Consider the following 17,660-nt stretch of genomic DNA (forward strand, 5'->3'; position numbering starts at 1 on the left):
TGTACCGTCTACTCCGAAACAGCCGCGTAAAAACCCACCTCCCCGATTATCAGAACTCTCGTTCGGGTTCCCGGTGAGAATCCGTCGGCTGGGCGGTCGCCGTCGCCTCGGTCGCTTCCGCTTCAGTCGTCTCGGCGGTTGTGGGGTCCTCGACGCGTCGCTGGGCCAGCTGCTCCAGTGCGCTCGCGATGCGCGCGAGGACGAGGACGAACCGATGGAACAGGTAGACGAGCCAGACCACGGCGACGGCGAGCGATCCGAGGAGAATCGTTCCCTGAATCACGAGGCTGTACGCGAGGATCAGCGCCGAGAGCGTCGCTAATCCGATCTCGAGCGTCCGGTCGGTCGTTTCGGAGGGCATACGTCCCCGATGCGCTCCGACCAGCCGTAAAAGCGTTCGCCGTGCGGCGAATCTTTTTGCGGGGGGCGCTGTCATGCCCGGTATGGTCTCAGAGCTATTCGACTCCGACCGCTGGGAACCCGTCGAGCGGTTCGACTTCTCAGATATCACCTACCACCGCTCGACGGAGACGGGCGCGGTCCGCATCGCCTTCGACCGCCCCGAGAAACGCAACGCCTTCCGCCCGGAGACGGTGGACGAACTCTCCGAGGCGTTAGACCACGCGAAGCGACTCACCGACGTCGGTTGTGTCCTCATCACCGGTAACGGTCCCTCCCCGAAGGACGGCGGGTGGGCGTTCTGCTCCGGCGGCGACCAGAGCATCCGCGGCGAGAGCGGCTACGAGTACGACGCCGACAGCGAATCGCCGCGCGACTCGGAACGGGCGAGCGGGGAGCGCCGCGACCCGCGAGACGTCGGCGACGACGACGCGCCCGAGAACGTCGGCCGCCTCCACATCCTCGAAGTCCAGCGCCAGATCCGCCACATCCCGAAACCCGTCGTCGCCGTCGTCCCCGGCTGGGCCGTCGGCGGCGGCCACTCGCTGCACGTCGTCTGTGACCTGACCATCGCCAGCGAGGAACACGCGAAGTTCCTCCAGACCGACCCCGACGTGGGTTCCTTCGACGGCGGCTTCGGCTCGGCGTATCTCGCCCGGCAGGTCGGCCAGAAGAAGGCCCGCGAGGTGTTCTTCCTCGGGAAGACCTACGACGCCGAGGAGGCCGCCGACATGGGCATGGTCAACGAGGCCGTCCCGCACGCGGAGTTAGAGGACGCCGCCATCGAGTGGGCCGAGCGCATGAACGAGAAGTCGCCCACCGCGATGCGGATGCTGAAGTACGCCTTCAACCTCGACTCCGACGGCATGGTCGGCCAACAGGTCTTCGCCGGCGAGGCGACCCGACTGGCCTACATGACCGACGAGGCCCAGGAGGGCCGCGACGCCTTCAACGAGGGGCGAGAGCCAGACTTCGACGGGGTGCCCTGGCACTACTAAACGACCTTTTTCTGCGTCGGGTTCGCGTCGCCGCTTCGCGGCGCGCGAACCTCTCCTTGAAAAACGCCCTCAGAAGTCTTCGACTTCTGATGGGCTCGCAAGCGCGACGCGCTTGCGAACGTCGGTCGCACTCGCGCCGCGAGTGCGAGCACGGGAGAGCTTCGCTCTCCCGGCGATGAAAAAGGCCGGAATCGCCGACGGCGATTCCGGTACGAATCGGTTACGGCGATTCCGGTACGAATCGGTTACGGCGACCGCCGACCGCCTACCGCCTACCGCGACAGCAACGCTCTTCCGTTCTGTTTCCCGGGCACGGTAGCCGCGTAGTTCTCCGCGGCGACTTCGAGCGGGGCGGTGCCGGGCCGTCGTCGGGCTCCCCGAACCACAGTCGCTTTGGGGGTAGCGTCCCGAGTTCCGCCCAATGAGTGCAGCGACGGCAGACATCTCGAAGCGGAAGGCGTGGCTCATGGCGGCCCGGCCACAGACGCTCCCCGCGGGGGCCGCGCCGGTCGTCGTCGGTATGGGACTGGCCGTCCACGAGGGCGTGTTCGCCCCGCTTCCGGCGCTCGCGGCGCTGGTCGGGGCGCTGCTCATCCAGGTCGGGACGAACTTCGCCAACGACTACTACGACGCGGTGAAGGGCGCGGACACGAACGAACGCCAGGGCTTTACGCGAGTGACCGCCGGCGGCCTCATCGAACCCGACGCGGTCAAGCGAGCGATGATCCTCACCTACGCGCTGGCAGTCGTCGTCGGCGTCTATCTCGTCGCCATCGGCGGCCTCCCCATCGTCGTCGTCGGCCTCTCGGGCATCGCCGCCGGCGTCCTCTACACCGGCGGTCCGTTCCCCTACGGCTACCGCGGACTGGGTGACCTCTTCGTCTTCGTCTACTTCGGACTGGTCGCCGTGACGGGCACCTACTACGTGCAGGCGGTCGCGAGCATGCCTGCCGCCGGGACGTTTCCAATGGGCCTCCCCGCGGGCAGCGTCACCGCCGCGGCGATAACCGCCAGTCTCCCCGCCGCCGGCCTCTCGACGGCCATCCTCGTCGTCAACAACGTCCGGGACCGGGAGACGGACATGGCCGCCGGCAAGAAGACGCTGGCAGTCTATCTGGGCTACGGCTGGAGCCGCGCGGAGTTTCTCGCTGTCGTGGGCATGGCCTACGTCGTGCCGATCCTGTTCGCGCTCGACCCCGACTACGGGCTCTGGGCGCTCGCGCCGCTCCTCTCGCTCCCGCTGGCGGCGTCGGTGACGAAGACGGTGCTGACCCGCACCGACGGCGAGGCGCTGAACCCGGCGCTGGAACGCGTCGGCCAGACGCTGTTCGTCCACTCGATACTGTTCGCCGCCGGCCTCGCGCTCCCTCGATTCCTATGAAGGTCGAACCGTTCTCCCTCCCGCTGGAGTCGCCGCTCGAAACCGCCAGCGGGACCATCGAGGAGCGAAACGGATTCGTCGTCCGCGCCGACCACCGCGGCGAGACGGGCATCGGCGAGGCGACGCCGCTGCCGGGCTGGACGGAGTCGCTGGGGGACTGCCAGACGGCGCTCGATTCGGCGACCTCGCTGCGCGACCTCGACGCGGCCGAGGTGCCAGCGGCCCGCCACGGCGTCGCTACGGCGATGCTGGACGCCGACGCGCGGGCCGACGGCGTTCCGCTCTACCAGTGGTTCGACGCCGACAGTGCCGACCGCCGCTGTCGGTCGGTCCCGGTCAACGCCACCATCGGTGACGGGACGCCGTCGGAGACCGCCGACGCCATCGCCGAGGCCGTCGAGTCCGGTTTCGACTGCTGTAAACTGAAGGTCGGCGCGCGTTCGGTCGAGGAAGACGTCGAGCGCGTCCGAGCGGTCAGGGAGCGGGTCGGCGACGACGTGACGCTCCGCGCCGACGCGAACGGCGCGTGGACTCGCCCGGAGGCCGAATCCGCGTTCGAGTCCTTCGAGTCGCTGGCCGTCGAGTACGTCGAACAACCGCTCGCGGCCGACGACCTCGCGGGCCACGCGGCGCTTCGCGGTGGAAGCGTCGGCGTCGCCCTCGACGAGTCGCTCGTCCAGAAGCGGGTCGGAACCGTCTTCGACGCCGACGCCGCCGACGTGCTGATTCTGAAGCCGATGGTACTGGGCGGCCCCGGAGACGCCTACACGCTGGCGATGCAGGCCCGCGAACGGGGCATCGAGCCGGTCGTGACGACGACCGTCGACGCCGTCGTCGCCCGCCTCGCCGCGGTCCACGTCGCGGCGGCGATTCCCGACGTGGCGGCCTGCGGACTGGCGACCGGCGACCGACTCGCCCGCGACCTCGCGCCGGACCCGACGACCGTCTCGGAGGGTCGGATCTCCGTCCCGCAATCTGACGGTCTGGGCGTCGATCCGTCGGAGGTGCAGACCGATGCGTGAGCCGGTCGAGTGGCCGACGCGAGACCTGCTGACTCATCGCGCAGGGACGACGCCCGAGCGAACCGCCGTCGTCGACGCCGACGGGGGCGGGACGACGACCTACCGCGAACTGGACGCCGCCGTCGACGAGGTCGCGGCCGCGCTCGAGGCGCTGGACACGCCGAACGGCCGCGTCGCGACGCTGGTGGACACCCGGCCGGCGGTCGGCCGCCTCCTGTTCGGTGCGATGCGACGGGGACTGACGCTGGCCCCGCTGAACGTCGAACTCGACGCCGAGACGCTCTCGACGCAGTTGCAGGCGCTCGACGCCGACACGCTCGTCTGCGAGCGCGACACCGAGGAATTGGCGACGGAGATAGCCGACCGCCCGGTCGTCTCGGTCGACGCTCCCGACGGCGGCGGCGTCGAACGCTCGCTCTCTGACGAGGCGGTCGAGGACGGCGGGACCGCCGAACCGGTCGAACTGGACCGCGACGCGACCCAGCTCGTGTTGTTCACGTCCGGGACGACCAGCGACCCGAAGGGAGTCCGCCTGACCGTCGGCAACCTCGTCGCCAGCGCGACGGCCTCAGCGTTCCGACTCGGCGTCTCGCCGGGCGACCGCTGGCTGGTCTGCCTCCCGACGTACCACATGGGGGGTATCGCCCCGTTCGTCCGCTGTGTCCTCTACGGGGCGGCCGTCGTCGTCCAGCGTGAGTTCGCCGTCGGAGCGACCGCGAGAGCCGTCGACGAGCGCGGCGTCACGGGCGTCTCGCTCGTGCCGACGATGCTCAAACGGCTCGTCGATGCGGGCTGGAACCCCGCGGGGACGCTCCGGTTCGTCCTGCTCGGCGGCGGCCCGGTGCCGCCCTCGCTCGTCGAGCGCTGTCGGGAGCGCGACATCCCGGTCTGTCCGACCTACGGGATGACCGAAGCGGCCTCCCAGATAGCGACGGCGCGCCCGGAGACGGCGTTCGAACACCGCGACACCGTCGGCCAGCCCCTCGTCTGTACGGACGTGAAGGTGGTCGCAGACGGCGACCCGGTCGGACCCGGCGTACGCGGCGAACTAGTCGTCGACGGGCCGACGGTGACACCCGGCTACCTCGACGAGGCCGCGACGGACGCCGCGTTCGGCCCCCACGGACTCCAGACCGGCGACCTCGGCTATCGCGACGAGGACGGGCGGCTGTGGGTCGTCGGACGGGCGGACGACCGCATCGTCACCGGCGGCGAGAACGTCGACGCCGCGGCCGTCGAGGCGGTGATTCGGCAGTGTCCCGGCGTCGAGGAAGCCGCCGTGGTCGGCCTGCCGGACGAGGAGTGGGGCGAGCGTGTGACCGCCCTCGTCGCGGGGGACGCCTCGCCGGAGTCAGTCCTGGAATACTGCCGAGACGAACTCGCGCCCCACGAGGTCCCGAAGCGGGTCCGCGTCACCGACGCGCTTCCCCGGACGGCGTCGGGGACCGTCGACAGAGCGGCCGTCCGGGCCGCGATGCGGAACTGACGCCAGAGCGGTTTTCTTGGTGCGGCGCGTACTCGGCTCCGTGTGCACTATCGTCCTCGCGTGGCAGGTCTTCGAAGACGCGCCGGTCGCGTTCGCCGCCAACCGCGACGAGCGCGTCGACCGACCGTCGAAGCCGCCCGCGCCGCGACACTGGGGGTCCCGCGTCGTCGCGCCGGCCGACGAAGAGGCGAGCGGGACGTGGGAGGGCTACAACGAACACGGGCTGCTCGTGGCGCTCACTAACCGCTGGGTGGACGCCGACCTCGCCGGCGAGCGCTCCCGTGGGCTCCTCGTCCGGGACTGTCTGGGCCACGAGACCGCCGAGGACGCCGCTCGCGCCGTCGAAGGAGCGCTCCGCGAGGCCGAGTACGAGGGGTTCAACCTCCTGTTGGCCGACGAGAACGCGGCGCTGCTCTTCGAGTGGGACGGCCAGCTCGCAGTGCGGAACCTGAATCCCGGCGTCCACGTCGTCGTCAACGTCGGCGCGGACGGCGACTACCGGATTCCGAGTTTCCGGGCCGACGCCGGGGAGGAGCAGGCGGCCAACGCCGACCGGCTCCGGGACCACCTGCAGGTCGAACCCGGCGAAGCGGTCGACGCGTGGCTGGACCGCGCGGGCGAGACCATCGGCGACCACGAGTACGGCGTCTGCGTCCACGGCGACGGCTTCGGGACGCGGTCGTCGTCGCTCATCTCGATAGGCGAGCGCCGGCGATACGACTTCGCGGACGGGCCGCCCTGCCGAACGGAGTATCGCCCGGTCGAAGGTCAGATTTAAGCGGCCGACCGTCAGTATACACTACATATGAGTTCTGCAGCGTCGGAGGCGGACCTCTCCGAGGACGAACTGGCCGGGCTGGAGCTTATCCGCGAGTCCGGCGGCGTCCACCAGAGCGACTTCTGGAAGGACCTGGACGTCTCCTCCCGGAAGGGCAGTCGCATCGTCGAGTCCCTCTTCGAGAAGGGTCTCATCCAGCGCGAGGAGACCATCTACGAGGGACACAACACGTACTACCTCACGCCCGCCGCCCGCGACCTCGACTTCTCGCTGTTGATGGCCGGCGACATGCTCTCGCCGTTCATCGGCGACGAGGAGGTCGACCCCCACGACGACACCTTCTCGCAGTGGGTCATGAACCTCGCGTACCAGGGCTGACGGCAGAGTGCGACTCGTTTCGTCGCACCGTTCGCAGACCGCACAGCCGCCGCTGCGGCGTCGATAAAACGGAGAACCGGAGACGGAGTCCGAAACGTCAGTCTTCGAGCGCGTCGGCGATGCGATCGAGCGTGCGTCGCACGTCGTGGACCTCGTCGCGGAGCTTTCGCATCTCGCGGGTGAGTTCCTCGTTGTCGCTGCCGCCCTCGGCCTCGCGGCCGGGTCCGGGTTGGCCGCCGGGGCCGCCGCCCATCCCGCCGGGACCCGCGCCGCCGGGACCGCCGCCGCCCATCATGCCGCCCATCATCTGTGCGAACGGGTTGCCGCCACCGCCGCCCATTCCGCCGGGGCCGCCACCGCCGCCCATCATCTCTTCCATGCGCTCCTCGCGGCTCATCTCGCCCTCTTCGCCCTCTTCGCGCTCCTCGGCGCGCTGCTGGCGGATCTCTTCGACTCGCTCGCGGAAGGATTTCTCCTCGTCACCGTCGTCGCTCGATTCGGGCGCGTCGTCGGCGTTCTCTGGTTCGTCTGCCATACCTCCGGGTTCGGCTGGGCCGCTGAAAAGGATTGTCGTGTCAGGACAGGCGACGCACGACGGTCGAGAGTCCGATGCCACACGCCAGCAAGACGACGAGGTTGAACCCCGCCATGAACAGCGGCCGGTATCGGCGGGTGACGAACGTGTCGACGGCGGCCGAGACGGAGAAGTAGAGCCGGAACGTGGCCACCAGCGCGACGAGGGCGAGGACCGTCAGTGCCCCCCATTCGAGGTACTCGACGGCGGAGCGGCCGGCGTCGTTGTCGTCCGCGTCCTTCGCGTCGCTCGACGGCTGGTCTCCGCCGGGCGGGCGGCGGGTGTCGTCGGCGTCGGCCGGTCTCTGATCGGTCGATACGGTCGGGTCAGTGGTTGGTTCCTCGGTCATGGGTGCCTCCGTACGAGTCCGAGCGTCGCGGCGACGAGTGCGACGAGCGCGGCGAGAGCGGTGAAGCCGGGACCGCTCCCACCGGCGGTCGACGTCGCCGCTCGCCCGTCCATTCCTCCGTCCTCGACGGTCTCCTCCGCGAAGTCGCCCGAGTCGAAGCCGACGTCGCGTCGCGTCTCGTTCGCCGTCAGCGTCTCCTCGGGGTCGAGGTTCGCGGGCGCGCTCTCCGTGGCGACGATGACGCCGTCGGACCGGAGGATACCGTCCAGCCAGTAGTTGTAGCCGTCGGGGACGGTCAGCGCGGTGCTGGCCGTCTGCGTCCGCCCGGGACGTATCTGACCGACCCGGAGCGCCGACTCGTCGGCGACGACGTTCGAATCGGCCTGTCTCGCGCGTACTCGGAGCGAGAGGCCGCCGGCTTGGTCGTCGCCGCTGTTGGTGAGATACGCCGTCACGTTCAGCGTCGTCTCATTGTCCGCCACGTCGACGATGCGGTAGGAGATCGCCCGGAGCGGCGTGTTCGCGTTCTCGAACCGGTGAAACGCCACCGTCGAGCGGGCGTACGCCGGCGTCAGCGCGCCCACGTTGCGGACCGTCCGCCGCTGGACGGAGACGCGCCGGCCGTCTTCCGCCACCGTCGTCTCGATGCGGTAGTCGCCGTCGCGCTCGACCGTGAGGTTCCGGGTGAACGAGACGTCCCGCTCGCCGGTCACGTCGCCGAGCGTCTGTCGTTCGGTCGTCGCCACCAGTCCGGTGTCGGCGTCGATCGCCCGCGTCACGACGGTGACGTTCTCGGCCGCCCCGCCGCGGTGTTCGAGGGTGGAAGTGAGCGAGAGCGTCACCGTCTCTCCCGTGACGTCGTGAGCGTCGACGTAGGAATCGCGGAGGTCGAGGTGGCTCGGACGGACGTCCTCGGTCGGCTCCGAGAGGACGCCGGGGACCGCCGTCGCGCTGGCGACCATCGTCAGCGTGAGGAGGGCGATGGCACCAGCCAGTAGTACATCACGTCGCACGACCGTGAGCGCGACACGCTCCGATAAATGTTTTGTGCACGAATTGAAGGGCGTTAATTGAACTCAGTCGAACGCGCCGAGACTCGACTGGAGGTCTCGATCGGTGCCGCCGTCGGTGAGTTCGTAGCCGACGAGCTGTCGCAGGTCGACGGCGTAGGTGCTGCCGTTGTTGTCGAGGACAGCGACCCGACCCTTCGTTCCCCGGACGGTGCCGGTGGCGAGCGTCTCGGCCATCGGGCGCTTCGCCAGCGAGAGCCCGTAGTCGAACTCGTAGGTCGAGAGCGGGTCGTACTCGGCCAGCACCCTCTCCCAGAACGCCTCGTCTACCGACTCGTCGAACCCGGCTATCTTCGTCGGAACCCGGACTCGGTCGCCGAGGTCGCCGGCCATGTCGGCCTCGATCTGTCGGGCGATGCGGCCGTCCGCGACGGTTCGGAGGTGGGCCGCCCGATCCGCGCCCTGTTCGCGGAGGCGAGTCTCCAGTCGCCACGAGCGGGTGACGCCGACCTTGACGGTGTCGGGGGCGAAGACCGCCAGATAGACGGCGTGTTCCTCGTCACAGGCGTCGATGGGTTTGTTACACTCCCCGGTACAGCGCGCACAGGGCCACCTGCTCGTGTGTTCGGGGCAATAGGGGGAGGGCGAGTTCTCGCAGGCGTGATGGATCTCGCCGTCGGTCGCGCCGGCGCAGTGGCGCTCGCCCAGCGAGTAGGAGAGTTCGGTCCCCGGGTTCAGTCGTTCGAGGCTGACGCTCCCGCCCTCGGCCAGCAGGAGGCCAGCGTGGTCTTCGACGCGCGAGTGGTACCCGACGACCTGCACGCCTTTCGGTTGGCGACCGACGGGCAAATGGCTACCGGGACGACGCTTTTGCACTTTGGGAATCACTGTCTAGGTATGGCGGATTTCGAACTCACCAGTCAGGCGTTCGACGACGGAGCGCGCATTCCCGAGGAACACGGCTACGCGGCCGGAAACGTCAGCCCGCCGTTGCGGATACAGAACGCCCCGGCGACGGCCGAGTCGCTCGTCTTAATCGTCGACGACCCCGACGCGAAGCAACCCGCGGGGAAAGTGTGGGACCACTGGCTCGTCTGGAACATCCCGGCGGGCACGCGCGAGATCGCGGCGGGCAGGACGCCCGACGGGGCGACCGAGGGACAGAACGACTACGGCGAAGTCGGCTGGGGCGGGCCGAACCCCCCCGACCGCGAGCACACCTATCGCTTCCTCCTGTACGCGCTCGATACCACGGTCGCGCTCCCGCGGGGGGCGAGTAAGGACCAGCTGTACGACGCCGCCGAGGGGCACGTCGTCGGCAAGGCGGAGCTGACCGGGACGTTCTCTCCGTGAGCCGGGCGAATCCCCCCGCTCAGAGTTCGTCCAACAGTTCCCGCACAGACTGGCGAACCGCGTCGTCGCTCGACTGGTCGGGTTCCCAGCCCAGCGCCGCCAGCTTGTCCACGGAGAGGCGCATCCGCGGCACGTCGCCGGTCCAGCCGCGGTCGCCGCCGGTGTACTCGTACTCGGGGTCGATTCCCATCTCGTCGGCGACGATGTCGGCGATGCGGTCGACGGAGGTGGTCGTGCGCGTGCCGAGGTTGAACACGTTGTGGTCGGCGTCGGCGTGGGAGACGGCGTACGCCATCGCCTCGACGCATTCGGTGACGTGCATGTAGGACTTCTGCTGGCGGCCGTCGCCGAGAATCGTGAGCGAGTCGGGGTTCTCGCGCAGCTTCTCGACGAAGTCCGGAATCACCGCTCCGCGCAGTCGCGGCCCGACGATGTTGGCGAAGCGGAACACCCACGACTGGAGGCCGTGGCTGTGGGCGTACGTCGAGATCAGGGACTCTTCGGCGAGTTTCGTCGCCCCGTAGACGCTGATGGGTTCAAGCGGCGCGTAATCCTCGGGCGTCGGCCGCGGGGCTTCGCCGTACACCGTCGAAGACGACGTAAACGCGAGGTTATCGACGCCCGCCTCGTCCATCCGTTCGAGGAGGTTGTACGTGATCGTGCTGTTGTCCTCGAACTGCCGCCGCGGCGCGTCGGTGTCGACGAGCTTCGAGGCCGCGAGGTGGACGACGAGGTCCGTCTCGGGAGTGACCGCATCCTCGACGACGGCGGGGTCGGTGAGGTCGCCCTCGACGACAGACGCCTCGTCGTGGACCCACTCGCTGTGACCGTTCGACCCGTCGTCGGCGACGACGACGTCGTTGTCGCCGACGAGCCGCTCCACGAGGTGACTGCCGATGAAGCCGGCACCGCCCGTGACGACGATTCGCTTCCCTTCGAGTTCCATACGCGCACTGTCGCGGGACCGCCAAATAGCGTTCCGGTACGGGAATGCCAACGTCGTTTTATAGCTCGCGTCGTGAAAGGAGGGTATGACGCGCCTCAGTCGCCGCGCATTCCTCGCAAGCAGCGTCGCCCTCGCGGGAGGTCTCACGGGCTGCTCCGGACTCGGCTCGACCGGTCCGACCGGCGAGGGGAGTGCCGACGGCAGCGACGGGAGCTCCGGCGGAACGAACTCGAACGGCGGAACCGGCTCGACCGACGGGACTGGAACGGCCACCGGCGACCTCCTCCCCGCGCCGGTCGCAGGCGACCCGGACGCCGACGTGACCGTCACGGCCTGGGAGGACTACGCCTGCCCGCACTGCCGGACGTACTCGACGGCGGTGTACCCGAAGGTGAAGTCCGACTACATCAGCAACGGATCGATCCGCTACGAGTTCCACGACTTCCCGGTGATGGACAGTCAGGTGACGTGGCAGGCCGCCAACGCCGCGCGCGCGGTGCAGGTGGAAGCCGGCGACGAGGCGTACTTCACCTACTCGAAGCGCCTCTACGAGAACCAGCGTCGCCTCGGCCCGGACGTCTACGCCGAACTCACCGACGGTCTCGACGCGGGCGGCGACGTCGTCAGACAGGCCGCGACGAACCGGACGTACGACCCAACGATCAAGGCCGACCGACAGGCGGCCATCGACAAGGGACTCCGCGGGACGCCGGCGGTGATCGTCGACGGGAACCAGGTCCAGTGGGAGAACGAAATCGCCTACGCGCCGGTCCGCGACGCCATCGAGAGCGCGCTGAACGGATGAAGGACGACCACGACGTGACGGTCCTCCGTCTCGGCCATCGCCCCGGCCGGGACGAGCGCATGACCACCCACGTCGGCCTCACCGCGAGAGCCCTCGGTGCGGACCGGGTCGTGATGGCCGGGTCCGCCCGAGATCGGACAGATACCATCGTCGACATCACCGAGCGCTTCGGCGGTCCGATGGCCGTCGAGACGACCGAGGAACCGAAGGGGTTCATCCGGAACTTCGAGGGGACGGTCGTCCACCTGACGATGTACGGCGAGCCGATTCAGGACGTGGAGGCCGACGTGCGCGAAGCGCACGCCGAGGGCCCTCTCCTGCTCGTCGTCGGCGCGGAGAAGGTCCCCTTCGAGGTGTACGAACGCGCCGACTTCAACGTCGGCGTGACGAACCAGCCGCACTCCGAAGTGGCGTCGCTGGCCGTCTTCCTCGACCGACTGTTCGAGGGTCGGGAACTCGACCGCGAGTGGGAGGACCCCGACCGCGTCGTCGTACCGATGGAGACCGGCAAGCGAGTCGTCGACCCCGACGAGCGAGCGGAGTAGTCTCCGGGAGGCGCTTCGACGGCTGTTTCCCGAGCATCGGCCGGGTCCGGTGGGTTTAAACGCTTCACGGCCCGAACCTCAGCCAATGGCTTTTGAGGAACTCCTGGAGGACCCGGTCATACAGAAATACCTCCACGAGCTGGTCGGACCGAAAGGGATGCCGGTCGCCGCCGCGCCGCCGGACGGCGAAGTGACCGACGAGGAACTGGCCGAGGAGCTCGGACTCGAACTCAACGACGTGCGCCGCGCGCTCTTCATTCTCTACGAGAACGATCTGGCGTCGTACCGCCGGCTCAGAGACGAGGACTCGGGGTGGCTCACCTACCTCTGGACGTTCGAGTACGAGAATATCCCCGAGCAACTCGAAGAGGAGCTGTACCGCTTACTCGACGGGCTCGAAGAGCGCCGCGAGTACGAGCGCGATAACGAGTTCTACCTCTGTGAGAACTGCGGCATCCGCTTCGAGTTCGGCGAGGCCATGGAGTTCGGCTTCGAGTGTCCCCAGTGTGGCAACCAGGTCGAGACGATGGAGAACACCCGTCTCGTCACCGCCATGGAGGACCGCATCGAGGAGCTCCGCGACGAACTGAACGTAGACATGGACGCACAGGCCTAATGGTCGTCCTCGGCACCAAAGTGTACGTCACGGGCGACGCCCGCGATCGTTCGCTGGACGGGCTGCGGTCGCTGGTCGCGAACGAACTCGGCGATCTCGACGTGGAGTTCGACGTCGGCCACCGGAAGGACGACTTCCCGACGGTCACTATCGACGGTCCCGACGCCACCGTCGCCCGGAACCTGCTCCGCGAGGAGTTCGGCGAGGTCGTCACCACCCACGAGGCCGGCGAGACGTACGTCGGCACGCTCGACTCGTGGGACGACGACGGGTTCGTCTTGGACGTCGGGTTCGGCCAGACGGTTCGGATCCCCGCCGAGAACCTGGACCTCGGGCAGGGCTCGCCCGAACAGATCCGCAAGCGGTTCGGACTGGTCCAGCACATCCCGCTTCGGTTCGTCGCCGGCGACGACCCGCGACTCGCCGACGAGGAGGTCGACCGCCTCTACGACTGGACCCGTGGCAACGCCCGCGTCAACGCCAACAGCGTCACCCGCTCGGAGGCCCGCGCGACCGTCAACCGGGCCGGGCACGCACAGGACATCGTCACCGTCGAGCGCATCGGTCTCCTCGAACAGAGCATCGTCTGCAACCCCGATACCGACGCGCCGGGTCTCCTGTCGGACATCGGCCGCTTCATGCCCTCGGAACTGCTCGCCGTCGTCCCCTGATACATGCACCGTCGCTACCTCGCTCTCGTCGCCGTCCTGGCGCTCGTCGGACTCTCCGGCTGTGCCGGGCTGTTCGGCTCGAACCAGGTCTCGTCGGACCAGCTGAACCAGAACGCCAGCTACGACTGGGACGCGCGGGCCGACGTGAGCGTCACCCTGAACAAATCGTCGTACGAGGCGGTCTACGCCGTCCGGAACAACGAGACTCTCGCGGTGTACGACCGCGACGGCCTCGGCAGGGAACAGAGCGTCCCCATCAGCGCGCTCAAGTTCCGCTACGAGAACGGCACCGTCGTCACGCCGGCGAACTCCTCGATGAACGCGACGCAGAGCCGGAGCCAGACGACCATCAACTTCCCGGGAGAGGGTAACGTCACCGGACAGATCGCCTACACCGCCCCCCGTAGCGGGAAGGCCTACGGGACGCCCACTCATCTCCAGGGGGCCACCTACTCGGTGACGCTGCCGCCGAACGGTCGCGTCGGCGTCCCGCTGCTCTCGCAGGTGAACCCCGGCGGCTACGAGACGAGCGTCGACGAGGCCACCGACCGCATGACGGTCAGCTGGCCCGACGGCGTCTCGGCCCAGCAGCTGCGGGTCCGCTACTACCTCCAGCGTGACCTCTACATCTTCGGCGGCCTGTTCGTCGTCGCCGTCGTCCTCGGCAGCATCGGCACGCTGTACTACTACCGGCAGGTCCAGTCGGCAAGACGCCGCCGGAAGGAAGCCGGCATCGACTTAGAGGAGGAGGAGACCGACGACGACATCGGCGACGACGGCCCGCCGCCGGGCATGCGCTAGCCGTCGTATCGGCGTTTAGGTTAACACGTTCCGCTGCAACCGCGAACAGCCGGAAAGCCCCGAAAGACGCGGAGCGTCTTCCGACCCTCGCGGAATCGCAGAGTCCGCTCAGTCCCGCTACGTCGGCTGCTCGGCCAACTATGGGGTGGGACTGGAAGGGGCGATACGCTCGACGCTGGCGCGGACCGACAAGCACCGAAGCCGAGCGTCAGCGAGGCGAAGCGCGCAGCGGCCGCACCGAGTCGAGCGCGTCGCGGCTTTCTGGGTGTTCGAGTCACTGTTTCCGGGGAACATCTCTCAGATAAAATAGATTCGGACGGTGACCGACAGTATTTGTGTCGGCGCGCCCTACCCCGGCGTATGCGCGTCGCGGTGGTCACGGTCGGGGACGAACTGCTCGCCGGAGAGACGGTCAACACGAACGCCGCGTGGCTGGGCCGGCAGTTAGCCGAGCGGGGCGTCACCGTCGAGCGAACGACCGTCGTCCCCGACCGGACCGCGGACATCGCCCGGGTCGTCAACGAGTACCACGCCGACTACGACGCGGTCCTCGTCACCGGCGGCCTCGGCCCGACCCACGACGACGTGACCATCGAGGGCGTCGCGGCGGCGTTCGGCCGGGAGGTCGTCGAGAGCGAGGAGGCGCTCTCGTGGCTGGCGGAGAACGGCGGCTACACGCGCGAGGACCTGGCCGACGGGACCGGCGAGGTGCCCGAGGGCAGTCGCGTCCTGCCGAATCACGACGGCGTCGCGCCGGGCTGTGTCGTCGAGAACTGCTACGTCTTACCGGGCGTCCCCTCGGAGATGAAGCGGATGTTCGAGGAGGTCGCCGACGAGTTCAGCGGCCAGCAGCGGTACGTCCGCACCGTCGACGCCGCCGAACCCGAGAGCGCGCTGCTCTCTCGAATCGACGAGGTGCGGGGGAAGTTCGCCGTCAAGGTCGGGAGCTACCCCGGCGAGTACGTGACGGTTCGCTTCGAGGGGACCGACGAGTCGGTCGTCGAAGACGCGGCCGCGTGGCTGGGTGAGCGAGTCGAACAGCCCGAGAGCGAGTGAGTTTTCACCGGACGAGGTAGCGGTACCAGGCGGCGGTGAGGAGCAGCCCGCCGATGGTCAGCACCGCGCCGGCGGCGCTGATGACGCCGGTCTGAACGCCCGTTTGCAGGAGTGAGATCATATCCGTGCCTTCTGCGGGCGGTGGCTTGAAAGGCACGTTCCCGGGCGTCTTTTGCCGCCGGGTGTCGTAGGCCCGCCAATGCGACGAATCGGCGTCGTGGTCAACCCCATCGCCGGCATGGGCGGCCGCGTAGGGCTGAAGGGAACCGACGGAAAGGTCGCCGAGGCGCGCGAACGAGGCGCGGAGCCGCGCGCTCCGGAGCGGGCACGCGAAGCGCTCACCTCGTTGGCCGAGGTGGGGACCGACGTGGAGCTACTGACCTACGGCGACCCGATGGGAGCGTCGATCGCGCGCGACGCCGGGTTCGACCCGACGGTGGTCGGCCACCCCGCGGACCCCGGCACGACGACGCCGGCGGACACGAGAACGGCGGTGCGGGCGTTCGTCGAAGCGGGCGTCGACGCCATCCTCTTCGTCGGCGGCGACGGGACGGCCGTCGACGCGGCGGAGACGCTCGACGAACTGGACGACGAGACGCCGATGCTCGGCGTCCCGGCGGGCGTGAAAGTGTACTCCTCGGTGTTCGGCGTCTCGCCGCGGGCGGCCGGTCGCATCGCCGCGACGTTCACCGAGACGGAACCGGCAGAGGTCAACGACATCGACGAGGACGCCTTCAGGGGCGGCGAGGTCGTGACCGAACTCCGGGCCGTGGCGACGGTGCCGGTGGCCGACCAGCGCCAGTCGGCGAAACAGCTCGGCGGCGGCACCGTCGAGACGCTGGCGGAGGGCGTCGCGGAGAGCGTCCGCCCCGGCGTCACGTACGTCCTCGGGCCGGGGAGTACTGTCGGCGCGATAAAGGAGCGACTGGGGTTCGAGGGGACGACGCTCGGTGTGGACGTCTGGCGGGACGGCAACCTCCTCGCGAAGGACGCCGCCGAGTCGGACATCTTAGATTCGCTGGGCGAGGAGAACGTGATCGTCGTCTCGCCCATCGGCGGACAGGGGTTCGTCTTCGGCCGCGGAAATCAACAGCTCTCGCCGGAGGTGATTCGCCGGTGCGAGATCGAGATCGTCGCCTCCCGTCGAAAGCTCGACGAGATCGGGTCGCTTCGAATCGACACCGGCGACGCGGCCCTCGACGCCGAACTGGCCGGCTGGCTCAAGGTCCGCGTCGGCCGGTTCGAACGCCGTCTCGTCGAGGTGCTGGCCTGACGAGCGTGGCGAAATCGACCTGCGCGACAATTGATTGTATTTGTCCGAGCATATTAATTGGCGTATAGTGAAGATTAAGGTCTACCGCGAATAACAAAGGCCATATGGAAACGCGGAAAGTGCAGCGGCTGGGTCCGTCGACGCTCGCGATGACGCTACCGTCGGAGTGGGCCGGCGAGCACAACGTCGAGAAAGGAGACGAAGTGTCGCTTCGGATGGGCGGAAAGGGAACGCTGACCGTTCTCCCCGAGTCCGTCCAGACGGAGGAGTCGGAGGCGGTAATCCACGCCGAGAACCTCTCTGCCGACGCCGTCGAGCGTGCCATCGTCGCCCAGTACGTGCTCGGTCGGCGCATCATCCACGTCGAGGCGCCCGAAGGAGAGACGCTCGAATCCGCCCACATCAACGCCGTCTACAACGCCGAGACCCAGCTCATGGGACTCGGCGTCATCGAGGAGACACCGAACCGCATCACCATCCGCTGTTCGGTCGACCCCGAGGACTTCACGCTCGACAACCTCCTCGAACGGCTGGAGTCGACCGGCTCGACGATGCGGAACGAGGCCGTCAAGGCGCTGGCTCACGGTAACCCGGACCTCGCACAGCGGGCGCTGAACCGGGAGCGGCAGGCGAACAAGATCTTCGTCCTCCTCCTGCGCCTCATCTTCACCGCCTATCAGAACCCCAACCTCGCGCGGGCGGTGGGGCTCGAAGACGGCTTCCCGCTCATCGGCTACCGCTCCATCGCGAAGAACCTCGAACTCACCGCCGACAACGCCGAGGACATCGCCGAGATCGCTTTAGAGACGACCGACCACTCGCTCGACGTCGAGAGTTCGACGATGCGTCGCATCCGCGATTTCACCGACGAAGTCAACGAGATAACCGGCCTCGCGGTGCAGGCCGCCGTCGAACGCGACTACGACACCGCGATTCAGGTGCGCGAGACCTACTCGAAAATCGGCGACAAGGAACACGACATCCTCGACGACCTCCCGGAGATGGACAACGAGAGCCTGCTGCAGGTGCGCGAGGTGCTCGTCAGCCTCCAGCAGACCGCGGAATACGCGGTCAGGAACGCCGAGATAGCCACGAACCTCGCGCTCGACGAGGAGTCCGAACACACGACGATTCGGTAAATTATCGATAGCGATTCGATTCGCGCTCCCGGCAACGCTCCAATCTTCTCGCACACTTAACCGTCTGGGCGGCGAATTCG

21 protein-coding genes are annotated in these 17,660 nt (G+C 68.4%); 15 read left to right on the plus strand and 6 right to left on the minus strand.

Annotated features, from left to right (window positions below; all coding sequences use genetic code 11):
- Window positions 1-49: 49 nt before the first annotated feature.
- Window positions 50-361 carry a DUF8066 domain-containing protein gene (locus tag EGH23_RS04910; protein WP_220578891.1) on the minus strand — a complete coding sequence of 104 codons (312 nt, stop codon included), beginning with the start codon at window positions 359-361 and terminating at the stop codon, window positions 50-52.
- Window positions 362-443: 82 nt separating this feature from the next.
- Here EGH23_RS04910 and EGH23_RS04915 point away from each other — a divergent pair, with 82 nt between their 5' ends.
- The 6 genes from EGH23_RS04915 (at window position 444) to EGH23_RS04940 (ending at window position 6,442) form a co-directional block, all read left to right on the plus strand.
- Window positions 444-1,397, plus strand: coding sequence for a 1,4-dihydroxy-2-naphthoyl-CoA synthase (locus EGH23_RS04915; protein WP_220578892.1), 954 nt, complete (start codon window positions 444-446; stop codon window positions 1,395-1,397).
- A gap of 421 nt (window positions 1,398-1,818) precedes the next feature.
- Window positions 1,819-2,778 carry a 1,4-dihydroxy-2-naphthoate polyprenyltransferase gene (locus EGH23_RS04920; RefSeq protein ID WP_220578893.1) on the plus strand — a complete coding sequence of 320 codons (960 nt, stop codon included), beginning with the start codon at window positions 1,819-1,821 and terminating at the stop codon, window positions 2,776-2,778.
- Window positions 2,775-3,800 (plus strand): mandelate racemase/muconate lactonizing enzyme family protein, encoded by a 1,026-nt coding sequence (locus EGH23_RS04925; RefSeq protein ID WP_220578894.1) that lies wholly within the window; start codon window positions 2,775-2,777, stop codon window positions 3,798-3,800. The genes EGH23_RS04920 and EGH23_RS04925 overlap by 4 nt, the downstream gene beginning before the upstream one ends.
- Window positions 3,793-5,286 carry a class I adenylate-forming enzyme family protein gene (locus EGH23_RS04930; protein WP_220578895.1) on the plus strand — a complete coding sequence of 498 codons (1,494 nt, stop codon included), beginning with the start codon at window positions 3,793-3,795 and terminating at the stop codon, window positions 5,284-5,286. Before EGH23_RS04925 ends, EGH23_RS04930 begins: the two co-directional genes overlap by 8 nt.
- Window positions 5,287-5,326: 40 nt before the next feature.
- Window positions 5,327-6,064: an NRDE family protein gene (locus EGH23_RS04935; RefSeq protein ID WP_220578896.1), complete on the plus strand. Its 738-nt coding sequence runs from the start codon at window positions 5,327-5,329 to the stop codon at window positions 6,062-6,064.
- A gap of 27 nt (window positions 6,065-6,091) precedes the next feature.
- Complete coding sequence (locus EGH23_RS04940) at window positions 6,092-6,442, plus strand: helix-turn-helix transcriptional regulator (protein WP_162316068.1); 351 nt, start codon at window positions 6,092-6,094, stop codon at window positions 6,440-6,442.
- Between the two features lie 97 nt (window positions 6,443-6,539).
- Here EGH23_RS04940 and EGH23_RS04945 read toward each other — a convergent pair whose 3' ends face one another.
- From EGH23_RS04945 to EGH23_RS04960, 4 genes are all read right to left on the minus strand, one after another.
- Entirely contained in the window at window positions 6,540-6,977 is a 438-nt protein-coding gene (locus EGH23_RS04945) for a hypothetical protein (protein ID WP_220578897.1), read from the minus strand.
- 40 nt (window positions 6,978-7,017) lie between these two features.
- The gene (locus EGH23_RS04950) at window positions 7,018-7,365 is read right to left on the minus strand and encodes a DUF8060 family membrane protein (protein ID WP_220578898.1); all 348 of its coding nucleotides are present in this window, start codon (window positions 7,363-7,365) and stop codon (window positions 7,018-7,020) included.
- Window positions 7,362-8,378, minus strand: a complete 1,017-nt coding sequence (locus EGH23_RS04955; RefSeq protein ID WP_220578899.1) for a DUF7490 domain-containing protein — start codon at window positions 8,376-8,378, stop codon at window positions 7,362-7,364. The genes EGH23_RS04950 and EGH23_RS04955 overlap by 4 nt, the downstream gene beginning before the upstream one ends.
- Before the next feature lie 63 nt (window positions 8,379-8,441).
- Window positions 8,442-9,197, minus strand: a complete 756-nt coding sequence (locus EGH23_RS04960; RefSeq protein ID WP_425433195.1) for a DUF2797 domain-containing protein — start codon at window positions 9,195-9,197, stop codon at window positions 8,442-8,444.
- 75 nt (window positions 9,198-9,272) lie between these two features.
- On the opposite strand from EGH23_RS04960, the gene EGH23_RS04965 reads away from it, so the two are divergent.
- A complete protein-coding gene (locus tag EGH23_RS04965; RefSeq protein ID WP_220578901.1) occupies window positions 9,273-9,728 on the plus strand; it encodes a YbhB/YbcL family Raf kinase inhibitor-like protein in 456 nt (151 codons plus the stop codon).
- A gap of 19 nt (window positions 9,729-9,747) precedes the next feature.
- Here the strand turns inward: EGH23_RS04965 and EGH23_RS04970 are convergent, their stop codons facing one another.
- Window positions 9,748-10,674 carry an NAD-dependent epimerase/dehydratase family protein gene (locus tag EGH23_RS04970; protein ID WP_220578902.1) on the minus strand — a complete coding sequence of 309 codons (927 nt, stop codon included), beginning with the start codon at window positions 10,672-10,674 and terminating at the stop codon, window positions 9,748-9,750.
- Between the two features lie 85 nt (window positions 10,675-10,759).
- Here EGH23_RS04970 and EGH23_RS04975 point away from each other — a divergent pair, with 85 nt between their 5' ends.
- The 8 genes from EGH23_RS04975 to EGH23_RS05010 all read left to right on the plus strand — a co-directional run bounded on the left by EGH23_RS04975 (window position 10,760) and on the right by EGH23_RS05010 (window position 17,580).
- Window positions 10,760-11,479 (plus strand): DsbA family protein, encoded by a 720-nt coding sequence (locus tag EGH23_RS04975; RefSeq protein WP_220578903.1) that lies wholly within the window; start codon window positions 10,760-10,762, stop codon window positions 11,477-11,479.
- On the plus strand, window positions 11,476-12,024 hold the full coding sequence (locus tag EGH23_RS04980; RefSeq protein ID WP_220578904.1) for a tRNA (cytidine(56)-2'-O)-methyltransferase: 549 nt from the start codon (window positions 11,476-11,478) through the stop codon (window positions 12,022-12,024). Before EGH23_RS04975 ends, EGH23_RS04980 begins: the two co-directional genes overlap by 4 nt.
- 85 nt (window positions 12,025-12,109) lie before the next feature.
- Window positions 12,110-12,640, plus strand: a complete 531-nt coding sequence (gene tfe / locus EGH23_RS04985) for a transcription factor E (protein ID WP_220578905.1) — start codon at window positions 12,110-12,112, stop codon at window positions 12,638-12,640.
- A complete protein-coding gene (locus EGH23_RS04990; RefSeq protein ID WP_220578906.1) occupies window positions 12,640-13,311 on the plus strand; it encodes a DUF2110 family protein in 672 nt (223 codons plus the stop codon). Before tfe ends, EGH23_RS04990 begins: the two co-directional genes overlap by 1 nt.
- Window positions 13,312-13,314: 3 nt before the next feature.
- Window positions 13,315-14,112 carry a DUF5803 family protein gene (locus tag EGH23_RS04995; protein ID WP_220578907.1) on the plus strand — a complete coding sequence of 266 codons (798 nt, stop codon included), beginning with the start codon at window positions 13,315-13,317 and terminating at the stop codon, window positions 14,110-14,112.
- 360 nt (window positions 14,113-14,472) lie between these two features.
- Window positions 14,473-15,168 carry a competence/damage-inducible protein A gene (locus EGH23_RS05000; RefSeq protein ID WP_220578908.1) on the plus strand — a complete coding sequence of 232 codons (696 nt, stop codon included), beginning with the start codon at window positions 14,473-14,475 and terminating at the stop codon, window positions 15,166-15,168.
- 199 nt (window positions 15,169-15,367) lie between these two features.
- Window positions 15,368-16,441: an ATP-NAD kinase family protein gene (locus EGH23_RS05005; protein WP_220578909.1), complete on the plus strand. Its 1,074-nt coding sequence runs from the start codon at window positions 15,368-15,370 to the stop codon at window positions 16,439-16,441.
- Window positions 16,442-16,545: 104 nt separating this feature from the next.
- On the plus strand, window positions 16,546-17,580 hold the full coding sequence (locus EGH23_RS05010) for a phosphate signaling complex PhoU family protein (protein WP_220578910.1): 1,035 nt from the start codon (window positions 16,546-16,548) through the stop codon (window positions 17,578-17,580).
- Window positions 17,581-17,660: the final 80 nt, after the last annotated feature.

The organism is Haloarcula nitratireducens (assembly GCF_019599505.1).